Below are 21,752 nucleotides of genomic sequence, written 5' to 3'. Positions count from 1 at the left end.
TCAGGTCGTGACCCGAAGCTCCCGCAGCCCGGTCGGGTCGGCCGTGGGTACGCCAGCTCGCGAGCCCCGTCTCGAGGCTCGCAAGTCGGCCGAGCAGCGGGCCGATCCGGAGGTCAGGTGGTCACGCGAAGCTCCCGCAGCTCGGGATCACAAGCCTTGGCCGCCATCGTGCGGGATGGGCCGTGGGCGCGCCGGGCCGTGCGGGTCACGCCTCCAACCGCGCAAGATCCGTCCAGCAGCGGGCCGGTCCGGAGTGAGGTGGTCACGCGAAGTTCCCGCAGCCTCGGGATCACAAGTCCTGGCCGCCATCGTGCGGGATGGGCCGTGGGTGCGCCGGGCCGTGCGAGTCCGGTCTCGAAGCTCGCAAGGTCGGCCCAGCAGCGGGCTGGTCAGGTCGTGACCCGAAGCTCCCGCAGTCCCCGGATCACGAACTCCGGCCGCCGCTGCGGGGGCTCGGCGAGCCGCAACCCCGGCAGCTTCTCGGCCAGCGCACGCAAAGCCGCCGCGATCTCCACCCGAGCGAGGGGAGCACCGACGCAGTAGTGAATCCCGAGTCCGAACCCGAGGTGCGCGTTCGGCGTCCGGCCGATGTCGAGCCGGTCGGGGTCGTCGAACACCTTCGGGTCGCGAGCCGCCGCTCCCAGCAGCGCGCCGATCTTCTGGCCCCGCGAAACGACATAACCACAGATCGACACGTCCTCGGTCGCTGTCCGCTCGAAGAGCTGCAGCGGCGCGTCGAACCGGATCAGCTCTTCGACACAGGAGTCCAGCAAGGAAGGAGACGCCAGCAGCCGTTCCCACTGGTCGCGGTGGGTGAGCAGGGCCGTGATGCCGTTGCCGAGCACGTTCACCGTCGCCTCGTGGCCGGCCATCAGCAGCAGCACCGCGGTCGCGACCAGCTCGTCCGGTGTCAGCTCGCTGCGCAGGAGGTCGCTGATGATGTCGTCGCCCGGGGACGCGGCCCGGGCAGCCGCCACCTCGCGGACGTACGCCACGAACTCGGCGGACGCCTGCTCGGCGGCGTCGCGGCCCTCCTCGGAAAGGCCGTACTCGTACATCTTCACGATGGTGTTCGACAGCTGCACCATCCGCGGGCCGTCGCTAATCGGCACGCCCAGCAGCTCGGCGATCACCGCGACCGGCAGCGGCTGGGCGAGGTGCTCCAGCAGGTCCGCGCTGCCGTCGGCGGCGATGGCGGCCGCGAGGTCGTCGACCATCCCGTCGGCGAGCGTCGCGACCATCGGGCGCAGCCGCTGGACGTGCCCGCGGCCGAACGCGCCCGCGATCAGCCGTCGTAGCCGGGTGTGCGCCGGTGGCTCGTTCTCCAGCAGCGAGTTGCGGTGCAGCAGGTTGAACGACGCGAAGCGCTCGAGCGGCTGGGCGTCCTGCCAGATCCGGCCGAGCCCGCGGTGGCGCAGCACCGCCGAAGACGCGGCGTGCGACACGGCGACGGCCAAGCCGAGCCCTTCGTGGAAATGGACGTCGCCTTCCGCGCGGAGCGCGGCGAACGCCGGGTACGGGTCTTCCAGGAACGCGGGATCGCGGGGGTCGAACACGTCGCGAGAGTAACCCTTCGATAGCGTCACAGGCCGAGCCAGAGGAGGCAGCAGTGGGCAAGGGCGCGCGCAAGAAGGGTCCCAAGCAGGCGTCGGACCGCAAGCCGAAGGTGCGCGACGTCTTCGTCGGCCAGCCGTTCGAGGGGCTGGCGGCGGAGCCTGAGCTGATCGCGCTGCGCGAGTTCGTGCCGTCCGCGACGGCCAAGCTGACCCTCGCCGACGGCGGCGACGTCACGCTCGGCACCGTGCTGCCGATGGCCGCGGCGGCGTTCGTCCGCTCGGACGGCGAGCGTTACCTCGGCCTCCAGGTGCAGACCCGCTCCTCCGACATCAGCCGCGACCTCGGCCGCTCGCTGAAGTGGCTGCTGGACGCCAAGGAGGGTGACGTCCTCGGAGTACCGGACACAACCACCCCGCCGGCGGCCGACGAGCACGCCCGCCTGCAGGACCTGCTGGTCCCGGAAGCCGAGCTGGACGTCACGCTCCACCAGGACTTCGGCTGGTGGCTCCCGGAGGACGCGGACGCGACGGGCGACGTGGCAGTGTCCCTCGAGCGCGCGAACGCGGCGATCATGCCGACCGAGCGCCTCGGCTCGGGCGCGTACTGGGTCCTCGCGGGCGAAAAGGCGCACCTGCGCTGGGTCCGCCCGGAGCCGGAGAACCTGCTGCTGCAGGCACTGGCCCGCCTGTCCGCGGCCGGCGAGCTGGGCTTGGGCGAGGGCTCGCGCTACGCCGGCTCGTTCCGCGCGCACGGCCTGCTGGTCCCGGTGTGGGACCTCGACCCCGAGGCCCACGCCCGCGAGTGGGCCGAGGCCAAGGAAGCCCTGGGAACCCGCCTCGACGCGGCCCTCAAGTCCCTGGACGCAGAGCCCCTGAACGCAGCGGAGCGCCGCGCCCGCGACGGCCTGATCGGCCGCCAGCTCACCCTGCGCTGACCGTGGGCACTCGCCGCGAACCGGGGCCCGGGCACGCGCCGAAGTCGCCTGGCCAACCGGCCGCGGGCCGACCGCCAGGACCGGCCTGGGCCGCCCGGCGCGGAGATTGACTGCCGACGCCTGCTGGGACAGGCGTGGGCTGACCGGCGCCGAGACCGGCGGTCTCGGACTCGCCGACCGGTTGCCGGGCCGGACCGAGGTGAGCCATCGCCCGGTGCTGACCGGCGCCGAGACCAGCGGCGGGCTCGGCCCCTCCGACCGGTTGCCCCGTGCCGCCACTCCAGGCCGGCCGCGGGCCGAGGTTGCCAGCCGACCGGCTGCCGGCCGATCCAGCCACCGGCCGCAAAGCACCGCCCACCGGCGCCCGCCGGCGCTCGGCCGCCAGTCACCTTCACCGGCCGCCAGCGGTCGATCTCTGCAGTCCCGAACCACCCGCCGTCCCGGTGGGCGGGAAGCGCTCGATGAGCGTTCAACCAGGCATTATGTGGCGCACGAGACAGCGCCGCCCGTTCGTGGCGGTGGGACGATTCTCCGCGTGATACTTCACATCTGCGGGGCGGCCGACTGGGCCGAGGTGGACGAAGTCGGCGAGTACCGGCCGGCTTCGCTCGACGATGTCGGGTTCGTCCACTGCTCCGATTTCGGCACGGCACACCTGCCTGCCAACGCGCTCTACCGGGGCCGCACCGACCTGGTGCTGCTCGAGATCGATCCCGCGAAAGTCGGGGCTCCCGTCCGCTGGGAGGACGGCGTGCCGCCGCATCCGGCCGGTGTGTGGTTTCCGCACGTCTACGGCCCTGTTCCGCGCGCTGCCGTTGTCGGCGTGCACGACTTCACCGAGTCCGCCGGTGGTGGCTTCCGGCTGCCCGACGCGCTCGCGCGGCGCTGACGTGGACCGCCGGCGAACACGAACGGGGAACGCGGGCAACCTGAGGGGGCTGTGATGCGTGTTGGGGAGGAAAGCGGCTCGATCCCGATGGGAGGCGATACGGTGACCGCTGCGGCACCCGTCTTCACCGGGGGAGATACCTGGGTGACCAGCGCAGGCCGAGGGAGGGCCGCCACGTTGCCAGGTGAGCTGGCCGACTTCGGCGACTTCGTGCAGGCCACCCTGCCCGGGCTGCTGCGGTACGGCCACGCGCTCACCGGCAACCCGCACGACGCGGCGGATCTCGTCCAGACCGTGCTGGAAAAGATCGGGTCGCGCTGGGCCTACGTGCACGAAAAGACGGGTGACCCGCTGGCCTACGTGCGCCGGTCGATGGCGAACGCGCACGTCAGCCGGTGGCGGCGGACGCGGCGGGAGAACCTCGTCGCCGACCTGCCGGACACCAGTCCGCACGTGCCGGATGACCCGTTCGAGCACGAGCCGCTGTGGCGCGCGTTACGAACCCTGCCGCCGAGACAACGGGCCGTGATGGTGCTGCGTTACTACGAGGGTCTGTCGGAAGCGGAAATCGCCGCGGCCCTCGGTGTCACGCAGGGCACCGTGAAGAGCCAGGCCAGCAAGGCGATCGCGTCGCTGCGGATGAAACTCACGGCGGCCGGCATCGAAGGCGAAGGGAGTGACGCGGGTTGAACATCTCCGAGGACGAGCTGGAGCAGCGCCTGCGCGCGCTGTTCGCCGACGAGCGGCTCGACTTGCCGCCACCGCCGAACGCCGGGGCGGTCATCGTCGCCGGCGCGCGACGGCGCCGCCGCCGCCGTCAGGGTGTGCTCGCCGCCGCCGGGGTCGCGGCGGCTGTGGTGGCCGTCTCGGGCGGCCTCACCCTGCTCAACCTCCACACCGAGGACGGCACCGCGGTCATGTCCGCCGGCGGGTCGTCGCTCAGCGTCAAGCCACCCGAGAACCTCACGGCCGGGCGGCAGCCCCAGCCGTCGATCCCGGAACCGACCGGCACCCACGACATCGAGGCTTCGGTGCCTGCGCCCACGCCGACGTCCCGGGCGTCGCGCCCGCCGTCGGAACGGCCGTCGTCGAAGCCCCCGACCGTGCTGAGCGGGCCGCAGCTCGGCCCGGACGGCTTCGGCGCCCTCAAGCTCGGCATGACCGAGACCCAGATCGCCGCGCAGGGTGTCACCCTCAGTGACCCGCAGGCGAGCGCGAGCTGCACCGTCTACAAGGCACAGGGGGGTGGGGTGCCGTCAAGCGCGACCGTGGTGGTCTCGAAGGCGGCCGGCCTCACCGTCGTCACGCCGGAACAGGCGGCGCACACCGCCGAGGGCATCGGCGCGGGCGCCACCAAGGAACAGGTGCTCGCCGCCTACCCCGCCGCGAAGGACGAAACCGGCGGTGTCGTCGCGCCAGTCACCTCCGCCGCCGCATACCACTTCCGGCTCGACGGCTCCGGGGTCGTGCAGATCAGCCTCGCGAGCGTCAACCAGGACTGCGCCGGCTGAACCCCGGCCGCATGCGGAAACCCGGGCTGTCCACAGGGGGAGAGCCCGGGTTTCCGGTAGGTCAGAGCGCGCCGCCGGCCACGGGCGGCATGCCGGAGTCGCGGCCGCCGTCGCCGACCGACTCGCGGTAGAGGTGGTTCTCGACCTCGAACAGGTTGCCGTTCGCGCGCTTGACGACGTTCAGCAGCGTGTTCATCTGCGAGATCTCTTCGACCTGCTCCTTGAGGAACCACTGCGTGAACTGCTCGCTGATGTAGTCCTCTTCGGCACGCGCGGCCTTGACCATCGCGGAGATGTCGGCGGCGACTTCCTTCTCCTGCTCGAGCGCGAGCTCGATCAGCTCGGTGACGCTGGAGAAGTCGTTGCGCACTTCACCCGTGCCGGGGATTTCGACGTGGTGGTCGCGGTCGAGCATGTACTGCACGAGCGCCATCGCGTGGTTGCGCTCCTCGACGGACTGCTTGTAGAAGTGCTTCGCCAGCTGCGGCAGGTCCTCGGCGTCGAACCAGACCGCGAGCGCGATGTACTGCTGGGACGCGTTGAACTCGTTGTGGATCTGCGCCTGCAGCAGTTCGAAGAACTTCGAGCGCGGTTCTTTCTTCTTGGTGAGGGCCATGCAGATCAGAATAGATCAAGATTCGCCGGATTGCCACTTCGGGGTGGTGATGGACCCCCGATTAGGGTTACCATTCCTAAAGAAGACGAACCTTATTTAAGTAAGCCTTCCCTAAAACGGCGTGTCAATTTTAGGGAAGGCTTACTTCATTTACGGCAGGGGATCGCGACGCACCGGGCAGGACATGCATCGCGGGCCGCCGCGCCCGGACCCCAGCTCCGACCCGGCGATCGGCAGCACCTCGATGCCTGCCGCCTCCAGCCGCTCGTTCGTCTCGACGTTGCGCTCGTAGCCGACGACCACGCCGGGCGCCAGTGCGAGCGTGTTGTTGCCGTCGTCCCACTGCTCTCGTTCGGCCGTCACCGGATCGAGGCCCGTGTCGATGACGCGCAGCCGGTCGATCTCCATCGCCTCGGCCGCGGCCACCAGGAACGGCGCCGGACCGGCGACCTTGACGCCGCCGTCGCCGGTCGGGCGCAGCGTGAACGCCGTCAGCGAGTCGCGGGCGAGCGGGTACATCACCACGGCGTCGACGTCGACCATCGTGCACACCGTGTCCAGGTGCATGGTCGCGCGGGACTGCTCGATCGGCACCGCCAGCACGGTGTGCGCGATGCCGTCGGCGAACACCGACCGGGCGAGGGACTCGGCGCCGGCTGCCGTCGTCCGCTCGCCGACGCCGATGGCGAGCACGCCCGGCGCCAGCAGCATCACGTCACCGCCCTCGATCGGCGCGGAATGGGCGCCGTACGCGCGGGCGGCGTGGCGGAATTGCGGGTGGTAGGCGTAGATCAGGTCCAGCACGGCGGTTTCCCGGCGGCGCGCCGGCATGGTCAGCGACGAAATCGCCACCCGGTCGGCGATCCACACCGACGAGTCGCGCGTGAACAGCAGGTTCGGCAGCGGGTCGACGGCGAAATCGTGCGGGTGGTTCATCATCCGCACCAGCGACGCGCCTTCCGACGACGGCAGCTCCTCGAACGTCATCCCGGCCATCAGCACCTCGGCGAGGGCCGCCGCGTCGACGCCGGACAGGTGCGAACGCAGCGAGTCGGCGAGGTCGCCGCCGAGACGCCGGTCGTCGACCGCCGCGTGCACGCCCGCCGCGTGCGCCCGGTCGTCCGCGAGTGCCGTCCGGAGCGCGTCGGCCAGCAGCAGGACCTCGACGCCGCGGCCGCGCAGCACGTCGGCGAACGCGTCGTGCTCGGCCTGGGCCCGGTCGACCCACGGGATCGAGTCGAACAGGAGCTGGTCGTTGTTGCGGGGCGTCAGCCTTTTGAGCTCGTTGCCGGGCCGGTGCAGCAGCACCGCGCGCAGGGGTCCGACTTCGCTGTCCACCCGGGGAGGTGTCGTTTCGTCGATCACCCAGTGAGCGTACTCAGGGCAACCACGAAACGTGACCCTTGAGCAACGCGTACCCGACGAAAGAGACGAAGTCGAACAGCGTGTGTGCGGCGACCAGCGGCCACAGCCGGTTGGTCTTCTGCCACAGCCGCCCGAACACGAGCCCCATGACGAAGTTCCCGATGAACCCGCCGAAGCCCTGGTACAGGTGGTACGACCCGCGCAGCACCGCGGCGCCGAACACGGCGGTGTTCTCCCGGACGCCGAGCTGGCGCAGCCGCGTCAGCAGGTAGCCGACGACCAGGACCTCTTCGGCGAACGCGTTGCCGAACGCCGAGAGCGTCAGCGAGATCGGCCGCCACCACGTGTCGTTCAAAGTGGACGGTTGCACCGCCAGGCTGAACCCGAGGTCGTAGGAGACGAAGTACAGGGCGAGGCCCGGAATCCCGATCAGCGCGGCGAGCCCGAGCGTCAGCAGCGCGTCGCGGCCCGGGGTCCGGCGGTCCAGGCCGATCCGCGCGATCTTGATGCCCGCCCGCCACAGCAGGTACAGGCCCAGCGCGCCCCAGCCGACGAGCTGGGCGGCCGACAGCAGCTGCTTGAGCAGGTCGATCAGGCTCGCCGCCGCCTGCGGCACGTTGAGCTGGACCTGCTGCTGGGCCAGCGGCGTCGGCTGCAGCAGCGAGTCCACAAGGGACAGCAGGCTGCGCACGCCGGACAGCCCGAGCGTGATGCCGAAGACGATCAGCAGCTCCAGCTTGACGGCCCGGCGCTCGGCCGGGTCCTCGATCGCGCCGGGGAACTCGGGCCGGGCCGGGGCCAGCCACGATCGCGCGGTGAACGTCATGAGCGCACGCTACCTTCGGGGTATGCCGAGGAGCATCGCCACCAACGAAACCGTCGACCGCGCCGCGCTGGTCGAGTTCCTGTCCACCCGTCACCGCGCGATCCTGCTGACCACGAAGGCCGACGGCGGCCCGCAGCTGTCGCCGGTCACCTGCGGCGTCGACGCCGAGGGCAGGCTGGTCGTGTCGACCTACCCGAAGCGCGCCAAGGTCGTGAACGTGAAGCGCAACCCGAAGGTCTCCGCCTGTGTCCTCTCCGACGAGTGGAACGACCAGTGGGTGCAGATCAACGGCACCGCCGAGGTGCTGGACATCCCCGACTCGGTCGAGCCGCTCGTGGAGTACTTCCGCGCCATTTCCGGCGAACACCCGGACTGGGACGAATACCGCGAAGCCATGGTCAAGCAGGGCAAGAGCATCATCCGGGTGACCATCGAGAGCTGGGGCCCGATCGCCAAGGGCGGCTTCCCCGCCGAACTAGCCTGACGCCCCGCGCAGGAACGGGCAGCCGACCAGCCGCCGCAGCTCCGCCGCGAGCTGCGGCGGGCTTTCGACCGACCGCGAGAACGCCAGCCGGACGTCGTGGTCGCCCGCCTCGGCCTCGACGCGCAGCCGCAGCCCGAACCGGTCGAGCCCGAGCGGGCGGATCCGGCCGCCCCGCAGCTCCGCCGGCAGGTGCCGGGCGAGCTGCCCGACGACGTCGGCGTGCTCGCTTTCCAGGTGCCGCAGCCACTGGGCCTCGTAGTCGTGGAACGGATCGGGTGGCGCCGCGCTGAACGTGTGCGGGCGCAGCGAGTGCGTGCCTTCGGCGTCGGCGAGCACGAGGGACGCCGGGGTCAGCCGCAGCAGCGTGACGCCGTGGCCGACGTCGAGGAGGCGTTCGTCCGGCCGCGACTCGGCGATCGCCACCGCCCGCGCGCGGGCCGAAACCGGTGAGAGCGGCCGCAGCCAGCCGGTGATCCACAGCAGCCCGCGGATCGGTTCCCGCAGGTCGACGGGCGCGTGGTCGGCCAGCTCGAGCATCACGGCCAGCTCGCCGCGTTGGGTCTGCTTGGCCGCGTCGACCATCGGGTGGTCGTCGGCCAGCAGCACGCTGACGCTGCCGCTGTGGTGCACGTGGTGCAGGAGCGGGACGACGCGTTCGCCGTCCAGGCCGGCGCGTTCGCAGGTGGGCAGCACCGACGCGGGACCGCCCCGGGTCGCGATCGTCTTGGCGCGCTCGGCGGGGTTCGGCGCCGGCGGGCGGCGGATGGATGCGGGTGCCTCGGTCACGGCTCACCTCCTACTTAGGTGAGCCTAACCTGAATCACGCGGCCTGGGTAGTCGTGCCCGTCACGTGGGCTCCGCTGAACGGAGCATCCGGTAACGCCGCTGTGCAGATTCCCGAAAAGGCCGGTGACCAAAGCCGACACGGTGGGGGCCCAGCGTGCAGATCGTCCCGGTTCCCGAACGCGTGCGCGCGTTCGAACTCGACCCCGCCATGCCGTCGGGAGCGCTGCCGATCTTCGGCGAGTACCTCGACCGGATCGGCCGCAACGCCGCCGACCGGCGGCTGCTGTCGTGGTTCTTCCTGCTGTTCGGGGTGGCCCAGTTCTTCACGGGCGCCGGGGTCGTGCTGCCGGTCGGGATCCTCGCGCTGGCCGGCTCGGCCGAGGCGATGTGGTGGTACCGCGCGTACGTCGGTGTACCGGAGACGCGGCTGAAGCGGGAAGCGTTCCGGCAGGTGGACATCGCCGCGGACGGGCTGGTCGCGGCCGGGCGGACGGTCGGCGTGCGCCTGCCGGACGGCCGCTGGCTGCGGATCCGGCTGGACGAGCCGTACCGGCTGCTGCTGGCCGGGCACCGCCGGGTGTGGCTGCTCGGCCGGGGGCCGAAGGTGTTCGTGGGCTTCTCCGGCGTGGTGCGGGTCCGCCGCGGCCGGATCTTCGCGACGCCGCCGGCGGGTGCGGTGGCGGTGCCACCGGCAACGGGTGCCGGCACCCCGAGGCTGGACCCGGTCCTGACGGCACACCGGCGCCGGATCGCCAGAGACTTACGCGCGGCGGCCGCGTTCCTGCTGGTACTGGCGGGTTTCGCGGTGTGGGTGCGGCACGACTTCCCGGCGACGGGCTGGATCGCGTGGACGTGCGCGGGCGGCGCCCTGCTGACGGCGCTGGTCGCGGCAACGCGCTCGTTCGCGTACGGCCGCCCGCTGGCCGCGGACCATTGGACGGAACTGCGCGCGGTCCTGGACGGCCCGGTCCGCATGGGCCGCCGCGGCGCCCGGCTGAGCGGCCTGACGATGCTCGCCGACGGAACGGTGGTGGGCTTCCGCATGGTCAAGGCGGACCCGTCGATGGCAGCGAACATCGCCACAACGGGACGCCTGTGGATAGCGGGTATCCCGAGGCCAGGCGGAGCGACGGCGGGGGTGCCGGGTTACCCGGTGCTGGGCACGGTCTGGCTGGGCTGAGCCCAGCCGGGCCGCCAAGCGCCGGCGATGCACTGGCCGTGCTCGAGATGGCTCCGCAGCGCCGCCAGTCCGGGGTGTGCGTTGTCCCGGCGCCAGACCAGCGAATGGGGATACACCGGCACCGGGTCGTCGATCGGCACGCGCCGCAGGTCGTGCCCGGGCGGCCAGAGCACCCGGCTGCCCGCCCCGACCAGGGTCGCCAGCCGGGGTGTCTTCGCGATCGTGTCCAGCACGACCTCGGTCCCGAAGTTCGGCCCGGCCGCGTCGATCGACAGCCCGAACGCGGCCGCGAACTCGGCGTAGTAGGTGCCCCACTCGGTCCCGGGCACCACGCCGGGCATCCAGATCCGGTGCCCCACCAGCTGCTCCGGTGTGACGGCCGGTTCGGCCGCGAGCGCGTGACCAGGTCCGCACAGCAGCTGGATCGGCTCGTCGTCCACCCACTGTGCCTCGATGCCCTCGCGCACCTCGGCCACCGCGCGGAAAGAGGCGTCGATCGAACCGTCCCGGATCGCGGCGAGCGCCGTGCCGGGGAGGGTCACCACTTCCAGCGGGACCTCGGGGTGCGCCTCGTGAAACCCGCGAAGCAGCGCCGCCGGACGGAGGCGACGGCCGATGACGTCGACCCGGAGTGGTCCGCCCCGCACCGACGCGATCGCCCGCGCCTCTCCGAGCAGCAGATCGCGGGCGTGCGGCAGGAAAGCCGTCCCCTCGCGGGTGAGGACGGCTCCACGCGCGGTCCGCGTGAACAACCGCACGCCGAGGGCCTTCTCCAACGCGGCGATGCGCTTCGAGACCGCCTGTTGCGTGATCGAAAGATCGGCCGCGGCGTCCTGGAAGCGACCTGCGTCGGCAGCGGCGACGAAGGTGCGCACGGCATCGAGGTCCACGGCGACCGACTCTAGATTCACAACGCGGCGTTGTGGCTCGCCGCCGTGCCGGTTGTTTGCCTCCCGGTGCCCTTTCTCGCTTTGATCTCCCGGTGATGCGCGGGCGGTCGCTGGGGCCGCGGTTCAGGTGGCTCTGGTCCGCTTATGCCGTCAGTGCCTTCGGCACCTGGCTCGGCTTCGGGGCCTTTCCCATGCTCGCCATCCTCGTGCTGCACACCGGGCCCGCGGCCGTTTCCGCGCTCGCCGCCGTCGGGCCTGCCGTCGGGGCGCTCGTTGCCGTTCCGCTCGGTCCGTGGGTCGACCACCGCCGGAAGCGGCCCGTCATGGTCGCCATGGACCTCGTCCGCTTCGGCGCGCTGATCAGCGTCCCCGCCACCTACGCCCTCGGCCGGCTGAGTTTCGGCCAGCTCCTCGCCGTCTCCGTGGTGGTCGCCGCGGCGGACATCACCTTCACCTCCGCCAGTGGTGCCTTCCTCAAGGGACTCGTGCCGCCCGAAGACCTGCTCGTCGCGAACGGCCGGTTCGAGTCGACGAACTGGACCGCCACCGCGCTCGGGCCGCCGCTCGGTGGTGCCGCGTTCGCCCTCTTCGGGCCGGTCACCGCGGTGCTCGCCAACGCCGTCAGCTTCCTGCTCTCCGCGCTCGGCATCCGGGCCATCGGCACCGGGGAGCCCCGGCCGCGGAACACCGCCCGGCTGCGCGCCCGGGACCTGGCCGACGGCTGGCGCACGATCCTGGCGCACCCCGGGCTGCGGCCGCTGTACGGCAACGTCCTGCTGTTCAACGGCCTGATCATGGGCACCGAACCGCTGCTGGCCGTGCTGATGCTGAACCACCTCGGGTTCACGCCGTGGCAGTACGGGCTCGCGTTCGCCGTGCCGTGCCTCGGCGGCCTCGCCGGCTCCCGGCTGACCCCGCGGCTCGTCGAGCGGTTCGGCAGGCACCGCGTGCTCCGCGGCGCGGGCGCGTTCCGGGCGTGCTGGCTGCTCGGGCTGGCCTTCCTGCCGAGCGGGACCGGCGGGCTCGTCTTCGTCATGGTCGTCGAACTCGGCTTGATCACTTCCTGCAGCGTGTTCAACCCGGTGCTCGCCACCTACCGGCTCGAACAGCTGCCCGCGGACCGCGTCGCGCGGACGCTGTCGGCCTGGTCGGTCAGCACGAAGGCGTCGATCGCCGCGCTGACCGCGCTGTGGGGCGTGCTCGCGAGCCTGACCGGTCCGCGCGTCGCGATCGGGATCGCCGGCGTGCTGGTGCTGGCGACCCCGCTGATGCTGCCCCGGACGCCTAACCCAGCGACTTTCGCGTCGCCTGCTCCGTCTCCAGCACACCCTGCCGGATCCCCTCCAGCTGGTCGCTGAGCTCGCGCACCGCGCCGGTGTCCACCGCGACGTCCGTCGTCGCCGCCGTCAGCTCCGCGACGCGGGCCACCAGGCTGTCCAGCCCCAGCGCGCCCGACTGCAGCTGCGCCAGCAGCTTGTCCCGCGCGCCGGACAGCCGCGCGTGCACGTCCGCCTGCGCCTGGACCGCCGTCAGCGCCTGTTCGAGGTCGCCGCGGACCTCCTCGCGCGCCGACGCCAGCGACTGCTCCAGCCGGCGCCGTTCCCGCGTGACGGCGTCCAGATCCACCCTGGCCAGCGCCTTGCCGGTCGCCGACGCGCGGCCCGCCAGGCGCCGCAGCGTCGTCAGCGTCTCGCGGACCACCGGTTCCATGTCCGCGACGCGGTCGGCGAGCGGCCCCGCGTCGAGGGATTCGCTCAGCGACGAGAACCCGGCCGCCGCCCCTTCGGCCCGCCGCAGCCAGCTCTCCTCGGCCGACCCGGGCGCGACGTCGAGCACGCGCGCTTCACGCCGTTCCGGCTCCTTCTCGCGGGTCGCGGCGGCCACGCCCGCCCACGCCGCCAGCACGGCCACGCCGACTCCGACCGACGCGACGACCGGCAGCTGCACGGCCCACGCCACGCCGGCCGAGGTGGCGGCGAGCAGCAGCCCCCACGGCTCGGCGAGCTCACGGGCGAACTTCATCAGAAATTGGAGATCACGGATGTGAACACCTGGTTGATCGAGTCCGGTTTGGACGAATCGTACTCCGATCCCTCGGTCGCCTCCGCGATCTGCTTCAGCACGTCCTGGTCGGCGTCCGAGCCGTAGGCGATCGTGAAGAGCCGGACGGTCTCCGCGTTGCCTTCCGGACGCAGTTCCGGCAGCAGGTGCTCGAGGTCGACGCCGCCGGAATCCTCGTTGCGGCCGTCGGTGAGCACCACGACCGCGTTGATCGCGGCCGGGTCGAGGTGCGCCTTCATGTACTCGTACGCGGCCTGCGAAGAGTCGTAGAGCCCGGTGCCCGCCTGCGGCGTCAGCCCGCTGAGCCGCATCGCCAGTGTCTCCTTGCCGCTGTTGCCCAGCGCCTGCACCGGCACCAGCTCCTGGTAGTCCTTGTCGCCGTCGAGGTGGGTGGAGAACTGCCAGAGCCCGACCTGGTCGCGCGGCACGAACTGGCCGAGCGAGTCGATCGCGGCCTGCTTCGCCAGGTCGATCTTGCTCTTGCCGGTGCCCTTCACCTCGTCGCCCATCGACCCCGAGACGTCCACGACCAGCAGCACGTTCGCCTTCTTGCGCAGGTCGGTCCACGTGGTCAGCAGCTTGGCCAGCACCGTCGGCGACGGCGGCCGCAGGAAGCTGATCTTCGCGTCCGGCTGCACGCCGTTCGCGGTGGTCGCCTGCGGGCCCGGCTTGCCGTCGAACGAGCGGAACCCGAGCGCGGCGAACTTCGCCTGCGTCTCCTGGCCGCGCAGGTAGCCGAGGAAGTCGGCGGCGACCTGCTTGCGCGTCTGGTCGGCCCAGTTCAGCGTGACGAACGGGTGGTCGGAGTTGAGCGTCCCGTCACCCGGGTAGATGGCCACCAGCGGCACCTTCGGCGGCGCGTGCTGCCCGACCTTCGCCGGGTCGTTGGTCGGGTTGCCCTGGTTGTAGCCGATGAGTGAGTTCTCCTCGACGGTGACCGCGGAGATGTACGACAGCGCGGCGCCCTTGTCGTCGGCCTTCTGCAGGTTGGTCAGGAAGGTCAGCGTGGTGTCGCCGTAGTGCACGATCGCCTGCTCGATGTTCGTGACGAACTGCTTGGCCTCGGGCTTTTCGAGCGCGGCCGCGGTGAGGTCGGACGACGTGCCGGTGGCGGCGTAGTACGCGCCGATCGTCGCGTTGAGGCCCGACGTCGAGATATTCGGGTTCGTCTTGCCGAGCCGGAACTTCCCCCACTCCGGGTGACCGTACTTCGCCCAGCCGGCCGGGTCGGTGGCCAAGCCGGCGAGCTCCTTCCAGCCGATCTCCTTGCCCGGCCAGCCGAGGGCCTCGGCCATCGGCTTGGGCATGGCGACGACCAGCGGCGCGTTCGCGATCGACGGCGGATCGCCGTCCGGCACGATCGACGCCGTGTCGCCCTTGGCGTTGACGCGCAGCAGGTTGACCCAGCCGCCGGCGGCCGGCGTCCAGACGTCCGGGCGCGGCCCGTCGACGGCCTCGTTCCACCCGTTGGCCAGCGCCTGCATCGCCACACCCGACGATTTCGACCGCACGACCACGTCGACGCAGTGGCCGGCGACCGAGCGACCGGAGTACGCCTTCGCGGCTTCCTGGACGACTCCCACCTTTTCGGGTGAAGAAGCGACATTGAGCGCGACCGCGTCCGAGCCGGTGCATTTCGGCGCGTCGGCGTCGTCACCCGAACCGCTGGTCCAGACCCGGATGCCGATGATCAGCCCGGCGGCGACCACGACAGCGGCCGCGAACGGGAGAATTTTTCTCCTCCGCCGCGCTGGCTGGGAATTGATCATCGAGCCCCTCCCCCTTCGGCCGGAGATTCCATTATCCGGCAACGGAAGGGGGAGGGGACGGTATTTCGGCTATCCCTTGGGGCCGCGGCGCGACCACGTCCACGCGTAGCCGGGATCTTCGGACGCCTCGGCGGCTTCGCCCAGCTCCAGCGGCGCGAACGTGTCGACCATGACCGCCGTCTCGTCGAAGAACTCCGCGCCGATCGACGCCTCCGCCGCGCCCGGCTGCGGGCCGTGCGTGAAGCCGGACGGGTGCAGCGACAGCGAGCCGATCCCGATCCCCGAGCCCTTCCTGGCCTCGTAGTCGCCGCGCACGTAGAACATCAGCTCGTCCGAGTCGACGTTCGCGTGGTTGTACGGCACCGGGATCGAGTCCTCGTGGTAGTCGACCTTCCGCGGGCAGAAGGAGCAGACGACGAAGTTCGGGCCCTCGAACGTCTGGTGCACGGGCGGCGGCTGGTGCACGCGGCCGGTGATCGGCTCGAAGTCGTCGATGTTGAACGCCCACGGGTAGAGGCAGCCGTCCCAGCCGACGACGTCGAACGGATGCGTCGCGTAGGTGTAGCGGGTGAGCCCGGCGCGGTGGCGCACGAGCACGTCGACGTCCTCGCCGTCTTCCAGCAGCGGCTCGGACGGCCCGCGGATGTCGCGCTCGCAGTACGGCGAGTGCTCGAGGAACTGGCCCTTCGCCGACAGGTACCGCTTCGGCGGCCCGATGTGGCCGCGCGCCTCCAGCACGAAGAGGCCGACCTCGCCGTGGGGCAGGACGCGGTAGGTGCACGACGTCGGGATCACGAGGTAGTCGCCGTCGCCGACCTCGAGGCGGCCGTAGATCGTCTCGACGGTCGCGGAGCCGCCCTGGACGTAGAACAGCTCGTCGCCGATCGCGTTGCGGTAGAGCGGGCTGGGCGCGGTCGCGCTGACGAAGCCGATGGTGACGTCGTTGTTGCCGAACAGCCGGCGCCGGTCGGTCACCGCGTCGGTGTCGCCGCCGAACTTGAGGTCCTGCGTCCTGAAGTGCCGCGGCTTGAGCGGGTGGTTCGGCGCGAGCGGGCCGCGGTCTTCCTCGACGGCCACGGCGTCGACGATCGCCGTCGGCAGCCCGCGGTGGTAGAGCAGCGCGGAGTCGGCGGAGAAGCCCTCGACGCCCATCAGCTCTTCGGCGTAGAGCCCGCCGTCCGGCTTCCGGAACGCGGTGTGCCGCTTGTGCGGGACTTCGCCTACTTGCCGGTAGTAAGGCATCGGCACCCCCTTCTGACGTGTCCGTTGTGCGAACGATTTTGTCCTGATGTCGTACGCTACTAGCGTGTCAGTCGTGTCAAGCGCTGTGGAACTCACGCCCCCCGGCCCCCGTGGAATTCCTCCCCTGTTCGCGAGGCTCGTCGACGACTCGGCGCTGTTCCCTCCGGGCGACGCGGCGATGCCCGAAGCGCTGCGTGCGCACTTCGCCATCCGGGAGTCCGAGCACGCCGGTGTACTGGGGGTTTTCCTCTGCCAGGCGTCCCGGCTGCCGGAGCTGATCACCGAGCTGATCAAGATCAAGCCGAAGCAGCCGCTGCCGCTGTCGCTGATCATCGACACCGGGCTGGGCGGCGTCCCGAAGGCGATTTCGATCGTCGAGTCGCGCAGCGAGCTGCTGGCGCTGCGGATGGTCGAGATGCCCGCGCCGTCGGACGTCGACGAGGTGTGGCTGGAGCGCGTCTCGGAGTTCGTGCCCGAGGACGTCATCCGCGTGGTCGAGCCGCGGCGCGGTGTCGGCTGGCTCGACGGCGTGCGCAAGGTGATCGAGCACGGCAGCTGGCCGAAGATCCGCTGCGGCGGCCAGGCCGGCGAGAACTTCCCCAGCGTCGACGAGGTGGCCGACTTCCTGGCCGTCGTCAGCGGGTCCACCGGTGCGTCGTTCAAGGCGACGAACAGCCTGCACCGCGCGGTCCGGCACACCGACCCGGACACCGGGTTCGTGCACCACGGCTTCCTGAACCTGCTCGTGGCGTCCGCGCGCAGCCTCTCCGGCGGTGACGTCCGCGCGGCGCTGCAGTCGACCGACGGCCAAGCGCTGGCCGACGAGGCGCGCGCGTTGTCCGAGCAGGCCGCGAAGGCCGTTCGGGCGCTCTTCGCGTCGTACGCGGCGGCTTCGTTCGAGCAGCCCGTTGCCGACATGGGCGAGCTCGGCTTGCTGTGACCAGCCGGGAAGGGTCGCTGACGCTCGACCGGGGCCTGGCGCTGCTGCAGGCGGTCGCCGACGCCGGCGGCGACGCGGCGACCATCTCGGAGCTGGCCGTGGCCATCGGAGCCAGCCGGGCGGCCGTCTACCGGCTGCTCGTGCCGCTGTCGGACCGCGGGCTGGTGTGGCGGGACGGCACGAAGGTCCGGCTCGGCGTCGGCCTCCTGCGGCTGGCCGGGCAGGTGCTGCCGCAGCTGCGGGACGCGGCCGGGCCGGTGCTGCGCCAGCTGGCCGAGAAGGTCGGCGCGACGGCGCACCTGTCGGTCGCGCAGGGGGAGCAAGCGCTTGCGGTGGCCGTCGTCGAGCCGTCGTGGACCAGCTTCCACGTCGCCTACCGCGTCGGGAGCCGGCATTCGCTGACCGCCGGCGCGGCCGGCAAGGCGATGAGCCTGCGCCCGGGCGGCGACGGCTGGGTGACGTCGACGGGCGAGCTGCAGGCGGGCGCATCCGGCGTCGCGGCACCGGTCCGCGGAGTGCCGGGACTGAAGGCGAGCGTCGGCGTCGTCTCGCTGGAACCGTTGCGGGCGGCCGAGGTGGGCCCCCAGGTCGTCGCGGCCGCCGGACGGCTGGCCGACATCCTGCGCGCGGACGCCTAACGCCGCGAGACCGCCAGCAGCGGCCGCACCATGGTCAGCAGCAGGGCGACGTCGATCGTGAACAGCAGGCGCTCGAACAGGCCGAGCGTGACGTCCTGCTGTGCCGGGCCGAGGACGAGCGTGAGGACGAACCCGCCGAGGACCACGCCGACACTGGTGAAGCTCGCGGTGGCCAGGCGCCGGATGGTGGTCCGGCGCGGTTCCCACGGGCAGCGCTCGCGGCCGCGCCGGGTCAGCACGAACGCGGCGGCGGGCAGGGCGACGAACGCCGTGAGCGCGGCGAGGTTGTGCACCTGTCCGGACAGCGAACGCGCCTGGCCGTCCGGGTCGACCGGGACCAGGCCGCACACCAGCAGGCCGGCCGACCAGGTGCCGAGCAGCACGCACACGGCGGTGGTGCCGGGCCGGTGGGCCTTCGCGATGCCGGCGAGCAGGGCGACCGAGCCGAGCGACAGGGCCAGGCACATCACGCTGAACAGGGGAGCGGCCGATGACGTGCCGAGCTTGCCGTAGACGTACTCCGACAGCGTCTGCCAGATCGGGCTGACCTGCGCGGACAGCCGCAGGTGCAGGTCGATCGAGATGGCCACGGCGAGGCCGATTCCGCCGAGCGCGAGCCTGCCGTGCACCGGCGAGACGGCGTGCAGCGACTTCGAGTTCACCTGGTGCTCTCCCTTTCGTTTCCGAAAGGTTACCTGGCGAACCTGTGAAGCAGCGGTCAGAAGGCCAGCTGGAGCAGGGCGAACGCGGCGAACCCGGCGAACACGAACCCGGCGCAGCGCTGGATCAGCTTCGGGCGGATCCGGCTGCGGATCTTCCCGCCGATGAACACGGCGAGCCCGGCGACCACGACGAGCGCGGCGAAGGCGCCGACGCCGACGGCGACCGGGTTGCCGATCCGGGCCGTCAGGCTGGCCGTCGCGAGCTGGGACGCGTCACCCCACTCGGCGGCGAAGAGCACGCCGAACGATGTCATCGCGGAGCGGATGAAGGACTTCGGCGCGGGGCCGATGCGCGAAGCGTCTTCGCCGGCTTCGTCCGCTTCGCTGAATCCCTCGCGAAGGAGCATGAAAGCGCCGAGGCCGAACAGCCCGGCGACGACCAATGAAAGGACCACGTCGGGCAACAGCGTCAGCACGCTGCCGAACGCGACCGCGATCACGCATTGCACGGCGAACGCCGCGCAGACTCCGGCGAAAACCGGCCCGCCGCGAAAACGGGTGGTCAGCACCAGGGTCGCGACCAGCGTCTTGTCCGGCAGTTCCACGGCGAGCACCAGGCCGAACGCGCTGATCAGCGCCACCATCGCGGTAGTCATGAGAATTTCTGCGCCCCTTTCACTGCAACGATAAAGGGACGGTTCTGAACGTCGCAAGCTGATGGCTTCTGCGAAATTGCCCCGTCGGCATCCATGAATTTGTCATCCAGTCGCGGCGCACATTTGTTTTCGGCATGCCGAAAACTCGTTTGTGGCCTGGGGTAGGTTGACTGCCATGGGGTCTGAGGCGCGTTCTGCGCAGGTCGAAGAGGTCATCCGCCGGTTGGAAGCTCACTACGTGTTCCCCGAGGTCGCGACGAAGCTCGCGGAGGTGCTTCGCCAGCGTCTCGGCGAAGGCGCGTACGCCGACGTCAGCGACGCCGAGTTCGCGACGCTCGTCACAGCGGACCTGCAGTCGGTGAACGGCGACAAGCACCTCCGCCTGCGTCACCACGTCGACCCGGTGGCCGAGGACGGCGACGCGGAGGCGAACTCCGACGAGTACCGGCTCCAGGCAGAGCTGGAGGGCTTCGGCGTCGCGGAGGTCCGGCGGCTGGCCGGCAACGTCGGCTACCTGGACACGACGATGCTCTACCAGCCCGAACTGGCCGGCCCGGCGATCACGGCGGCGATGACGCTGCTCGCGCCGTCCGACGCGCTGCTGCTGGACGTCCGGCGCAACCGCGGTGGCAGTCCCGGCACGAGCGCCCTGCTGCAGACCTACCTGGTCGACGAGCCGGTGCACTACCTCGACATCTACGAGCGCGAGGGCGACCGCACGACCCAGATGTGGACCCTGCCGTACGTCCCCGGCCCGCGGTTCGGCGGCACCAAGCCGATCTGGGTGCTGACCGGCCCACAGACGTTCTCCGGCGGTGAGGACCTCGCGTTCTCGCTCCAGCGGCAGGGCCGGGCGAAGACGGTGGGGGAGGCCACCCGCGGCGGCGCCCACCCGCGTGAGCAGTACAAGATCGACACCTACCTCGACGTGACGGTCTCGATCGCGCGGTCGTTCGACCCGGAGACGGGCGAGAACTGGGAGGGCACCGGCGTCCGGCCGGACATCCCGGTGGTGGCGGACCAGGCGTTCGACACGGCGTACGAGCTGGCGCTCAAGCACGTCCTCGAACTGGGTGACACCGGTCCGCGGCGGCTGGTCGCGGAAGAGGCACGGCAGGCGCTCGACCGGCGCTAGGACGTTGGTCCCGGGCCGGACGGGACCACTTGATCTGGCCGCGTCACCAGCGCCGGAGCAGGCTGGACCACGTGGAGGTCCTTGAGCTAGCGCGGTGGCAGTTCGGCATCACCACCGTCTACCACTTCCTGATGGTCCCGCTGACCATCGGGCTGTCGATCCTGGTCGCGGCGATGCAGACCATGTGGGCCCGCTCCGGTGAGCCGCGGCACCTGAAGATGACGAAGTTCTGGGGCAAGCTGCTGCTGGTCAACTTCGCGATGGGCGTCGTGACCGGCATCGTGCAGGAGTTCCAGTTCGGGATGAACTGGAGCGCGTACTCCCGCTTCGTCGGCGACGTCTTCGGCGCGCCGCTGGCGATGGAAGGGCTCGTCGCGTTCTTCGTCGAGTCGACGTTCCTCGGCCTGTGGATCTTCGGCTGGGACCGGCTGCCGAAGAAGGTGCACCTGGCGTGCGTGTGGGCGTTTTCCCTGGCCACGATGGCTTCCGCGTACTTCATCCTGGCCGCGAACTCGTGGATGCAGCACCCGGTCGGCGTGACGTTCGAGAACGGCAAGCCGACGATGAACTCCATCTGGGCGGTGCTGACGAACAACACGGCGCTGGCCGCGATCCCGCACACGCTGGCCGGCGCGTTCTCGGTGGCGGCCGCGTTCCTGGTGGGTGTCGCGGGCTGGCACCTGTGGCGGCGGCGCGGTCACGCGGACGTCTGGCGTTCCTCGCTGCGTCTCGGCGGCTGGGTCGGCGTGGCGGCGTTCGCGGTGCTCGCGATCACCGGTGACGCGCAGGGCAAGCTGATGTTCGAGCAGCAGCCGATGAAGATGGCGTCGGCCGAAGCGCTGTGCCACACGGAAAAGCCGGCGAGCTTCTCGATCATCGCGATCGGGGACGTGTCGGGCGCCAACTGCGAGGACGTCAAGACGTTCAACGTGCCCGCGCTGCTGTCCTTCCTGGCGCACAACGACTTCAGGACCGAGGTCAAGGGCGTGGAGAACCTCGTCACGGAGTACCAGGCCAAGTACGGCACGAACTACCCGGACGACCCGGACCTCGGGTCGCTGGCGGGCAAGCCGATCGACTACGTGCCGAACCTGCCGGTGACGTACTGGGGCTTCCGCATGATGATCGGCTTCGGCGCGATCTCGGCGGGCATCGGCCTGCTGGCGCTGTGGCTGACCCGTCGCGGCCGTGTCCCGGACGGCCGCTGGTTCCCGCTGCTGGTCCTGGGCGGCATCGCGACGCCGTTCCTCGGCAACAGCGCGGGCTGGATCTTCACCGAGATGGGTCGTCAGCCGTTCGTGGTCGCCCCCAACCCGTCGGGTGTCGACGGCGTGTGGATGTTCACGGCCCAGGCCGTGTCGAGGCTGACGACGGGCGAGGTGTGGACGTCGCTGATCGCGCTGACGACGGTGTACGCGGCACTGGGCGTGGTCGAGCTGTTCCTGATGCGCAAGTACATCCGCGGCGGCGTCGAAGCGGTGATGCCCCCGAAGAAGGACTCCGACAAGACCGAAGGCGACGCGCTCGCCTTCGCCTACTGAGGTGCTGACCATGGGTGCCGATGTGATCACTCTCCCGAGTTACCCACAGTCAATCTGTGGACAACTCGCC

General features: G+C 71.0%; 22 protein-coding genes. 11 read left to right on the top strand and 11 right to left on the bottom strand.

All coding sequences use genetic code 11. The features are described 5' to 3' along the window. Window positions 1-389 precede the first annotated feature (389 nt). Complete coding sequence (locus BT341_RS05405; protein ID WP_072475213.1) at window positions 390-1,556, bottom strand: cytochrome P450; 1,167 nt, start codon at window positions 1,554-1,556, stop codon at window positions 390-392. Between the two features lie 53 nt (window positions 1,557-1,609). Here BT341_RS05405 and BT341_RS05400 point away from each other — a divergent pair, with 53 nt between their 5' ends. The 4 genes from BT341_RS05400 to BT341_RS05385 all read left to right on the top strand — a co-directional run bounded on the left by BT341_RS05400 (window position 1,610) and on the right by BT341_RS05385 (window position 4,891). Next, the gene (locus tag BT341_RS05400) at window positions 1,610-2,491 is read left to right on the top strand and encodes a DUF5926 family protein (RefSeq protein WP_072475212.1); all 882 of its coding nucleotides are present in this window, start codon (window positions 1,610-1,612) and stop codon (window positions 2,489-2,491) included. Window positions 2,492-3,026: 535 nt separating this feature from the next. Continuing rightward, window positions 3,027-3,380, top strand: a complete 354-nt coding sequence (locus tag BT341_RS05395) for a DUF952 domain-containing protein (protein ID WP_072475211.1) — start codon at window positions 3,027-3,029, stop codon at window positions 3,378-3,380. A gap of 177 nt (window positions 3,381-3,557) precedes the next feature. Next, the gene (locus tag BT341_RS05390) at window positions 3,558-4,070 is read left to right on the top strand and encodes a SigE family RNA polymerase sigma factor (RefSeq protein WP_084742763.1); all 513 of its coding nucleotides are present in this window, start codon (window positions 3,558-3,560) and stop codon (window positions 4,068-4,070) included. Then, window positions 4,067-4,891 (top strand): hypothetical protein, encoded by an 825-nt coding sequence (locus tag BT341_RS05385; RefSeq protein WP_072475209.1) that lies wholly within the window; start codon window positions 4,067-4,069, stop codon window positions 4,889-4,891. Before BT341_RS05390 ends, BT341_RS05385 begins: the two co-directional genes overlap by 4 nt. A gap of 61 nt (window positions 4,892-4,952) precedes the next feature. On the opposite strand, the gene BT341_RS05380 is transcribed toward BT341_RS05385, so the two are convergent. From BT341_RS05380 to BT341_RS05370, 3 genes are all read right to left on the bottom strand, one after another. Then, window positions 4,953-5,507, bottom strand: a complete 555-nt coding sequence (locus BT341_RS05380) for a ferritin (RefSeq protein WP_072475208.1) — start codon at window positions 5,505-5,507, stop codon at window positions 4,953-4,955. A 150-nt stretch (window positions 5,508-5,657) separates the two neighbouring features. Beyond that, window positions 5,658-6,845 (bottom strand): arginine deiminase, encoded by a 1,188-nt coding sequence (locus BT341_RS05375; RefSeq protein ID WP_072475207.1) that lies wholly within the window; start codon window positions 6,843-6,845, stop codon window positions 5,658-5,660. A 40-nt stretch (window positions 6,846-6,885) separates the two neighbouring features. Beyond that, window positions 6,886-7,698, bottom strand: a complete 813-nt coding sequence (locus BT341_RS05370) for a CPBP family intramembrane glutamic endopeptidase (protein ID WP_072475206.1) — start codon at window positions 7,696-7,698, stop codon at window positions 6,886-6,888. A gap of 22 nt (window positions 7,699-7,720) precedes the next feature. Here BT341_RS05370 and BT341_RS05365 point away from each other — a divergent pair, with 22 nt between their 5' ends. Next, the gene (locus BT341_RS05365; RefSeq protein WP_072475205.1) at window positions 7,721-8,182 is read left to right on the top strand and encodes a PPOX class F420-dependent oxidoreductase; all 462 of its coding nucleotides are present in this window, start codon (window positions 7,721-7,723) and stop codon (window positions 8,180-8,182) included. Here the strand turns inward: BT341_RS05365 and BT341_RS05360 are convergent. Further along, a complete protein-coding gene (locus BT341_RS05360) occupies window positions 8,174-8,968 on the bottom strand; it encodes a DUF2470 domain-containing protein (protein ID WP_072475204.1) in 795 nt (264 codons plus the stop codon). The genes BT341_RS05365 and BT341_RS05360 overlap by 9 nt on opposite strands. A gap of 154 nt (window positions 8,969-9,122) precedes the next feature. Between BT341_RS05360 and BT341_RS05355 the strand changes: the two genes are divergently transcribed. After that, the gene (locus tag BT341_RS05355) at window positions 9,123-10,148 is read left to right on the top strand and encodes a hypothetical protein (protein ID WP_072475203.1); all 1,026 of its coding nucleotides are present in this window, start codon (window positions 9,123-9,125) and stop codon (window positions 10,146-10,148) included. Here the strand turns inward: BT341_RS05355 and BT341_RS05350 are convergent. Further along, window positions 10,115-11,038 (bottom strand): LysR family transcriptional regulator, encoded by a 924-nt coding sequence (locus tag BT341_RS05350; protein ID WP_072475202.1) that lies wholly within the window; start codon window positions 11,036-11,038, stop codon window positions 10,115-10,117. The genes BT341_RS05355 and BT341_RS05350 overlap by 34 nt on opposite strands. Window positions 11,039-11,130: 92 nt before the next feature. On the opposite strand from BT341_RS05350, the gene BT341_RS05345 reads away from it, so the two are divergent. Continuing rightward, window positions 11,131-12,396: an MFS transporter gene (locus tag BT341_RS05345; RefSeq protein WP_072475201.1), complete on the top strand. Its 1,266-nt coding sequence runs from the start codon at window positions 11,131-11,133 to the stop codon at window positions 12,394-12,396. On the opposite strand, the gene BT341_RS05340 is transcribed toward BT341_RS05345, so the two are convergent. The 3 genes from BT341_RS05340 to BT341_RS05330 form a co-directional block, all read right to left on the bottom strand. Further along, window positions 12,323-13,060, bottom strand: a complete 738-nt coding sequence (locus BT341_RS05340) for a hypothetical protein (RefSeq protein WP_072475200.1) — start codon at window positions 13,058-13,060, stop codon at window positions 12,323-12,325. The two genes, BT341_RS05345 and BT341_RS05340, sit on opposite strands and share 74 nt — an antisense overlap. Then, complete coding sequence (locus tag BT341_RS05335) at window positions 13,060-14,868, bottom strand: substrate-binding and vWA domain-containing protein (protein ID WP_072475199.1); 1,809 nt, start codon at window positions 14,866-14,868, stop codon at window positions 13,060-13,062. The genes BT341_RS05340 and BT341_RS05335 overlap by 1 nt, the downstream gene beginning before the upstream one ends. Window positions 14,869-14,937: 69 nt before the next feature. Continuing rightward, window positions 14,938-16,110, bottom strand: a complete 1,173-nt coding sequence (locus BT341_RS05330) for a homogentisate 1,2-dioxygenase (protein ID WP_072481793.1) — start codon at window positions 16,108-16,110, stop codon at window positions 14,938-14,940. A gap of 85 nt (window positions 16,111-16,195) precedes the next feature. Between BT341_RS05330 and BT341_RS05325 the strand changes: the two genes are divergently transcribed. Both BT341_RS05325 and BT341_RS05320 read left to right on the top strand, forming a co-directional pair. Then, window positions 16,196-17,050 carry a hypothetical protein gene (locus BT341_RS05325; protein ID WP_281256034.1) on the top strand — a complete coding sequence of 285 codons (855 nt, stop codon included), beginning with the start codon at window positions 16,196-16,198 and terminating at the stop codon, window positions 17,048-17,050. Continuing rightward, complete coding sequence (locus BT341_RS05320; RefSeq protein ID WP_072475197.1) at window positions 17,047-17,688, top strand: IclR family transcriptional regulator; 642 nt, start codon at window positions 17,047-17,049, stop codon at window positions 17,686-17,688. The genes BT341_RS05325 and BT341_RS05320 overlap by 4 nt, the downstream gene beginning before the upstream one ends. Here the strand turns inward: BT341_RS05320 and BT341_RS05315 are convergent. Together BT341_RS05315 and BT341_RS05310 are read right to left on the bottom strand one after the other, a co-directional pair. Next, window positions 17,685-18,350 carry a DUF998 domain-containing protein gene (locus tag BT341_RS05315; RefSeq protein ID WP_072475196.1) on the bottom strand — a complete coding sequence of 222 codons (666 nt, stop codon included), beginning with the start codon at window positions 18,348-18,350 and terminating at the stop codon, window positions 17,685-17,687. The genes BT341_RS05320 and BT341_RS05315 overlap by 4 nt on opposite strands. A 56-nt stretch (window positions 18,351-18,406) precedes the next feature. Continuing rightward, window positions 18,407-18,994, bottom strand: a complete 588-nt coding sequence (locus tag BT341_RS05310; protein WP_072475195.1) for a TMEM165/GDT1 family protein — start codon at window positions 18,992-18,994, stop codon at window positions 18,407-18,409. A 187-nt stretch (window positions 18,995-19,181) separates the two neighbouring features. Between BT341_RS05310 and BT341_RS05305 the strand changes: the two genes are divergently transcribed. Continuing rightward, window positions 19,182-20,141, top strand: a complete 960-nt coding sequence (locus BT341_RS05305; RefSeq protein ID WP_072475194.1) for a S41 family peptidase — start codon at window positions 19,182-19,184, stop codon at window positions 20,139-20,141. Window positions 20,142-20,212: 71 nt separating this feature from the next. Next, complete coding sequence (locus BT341_RS05300) at window positions 20,213-21,682, top strand: cytochrome ubiquinol oxidase subunit I (protein ID WP_072475193.1); 1,470 nt, start codon at window positions 20,213-20,215, stop codon at window positions 21,680-21,682. Window positions 21,683-21,752: the final 70 nt, after the last annotated feature.

It is taken from the genome of Amycolatopsis australiensis (assembly GCF_900119165.1).
GTDB classification, from domain to species: Bacteria; Actinomycetota; Actinomycetes; order Mycobacteriales; family Pseudonocardiaceae; genus Amycolatopsis; species Amycolatopsis australiensis.
Note: the sequence above shows the minus strand (reverse complement) of the source record. Positions and strands in the feature narration are given on the sequence as shown.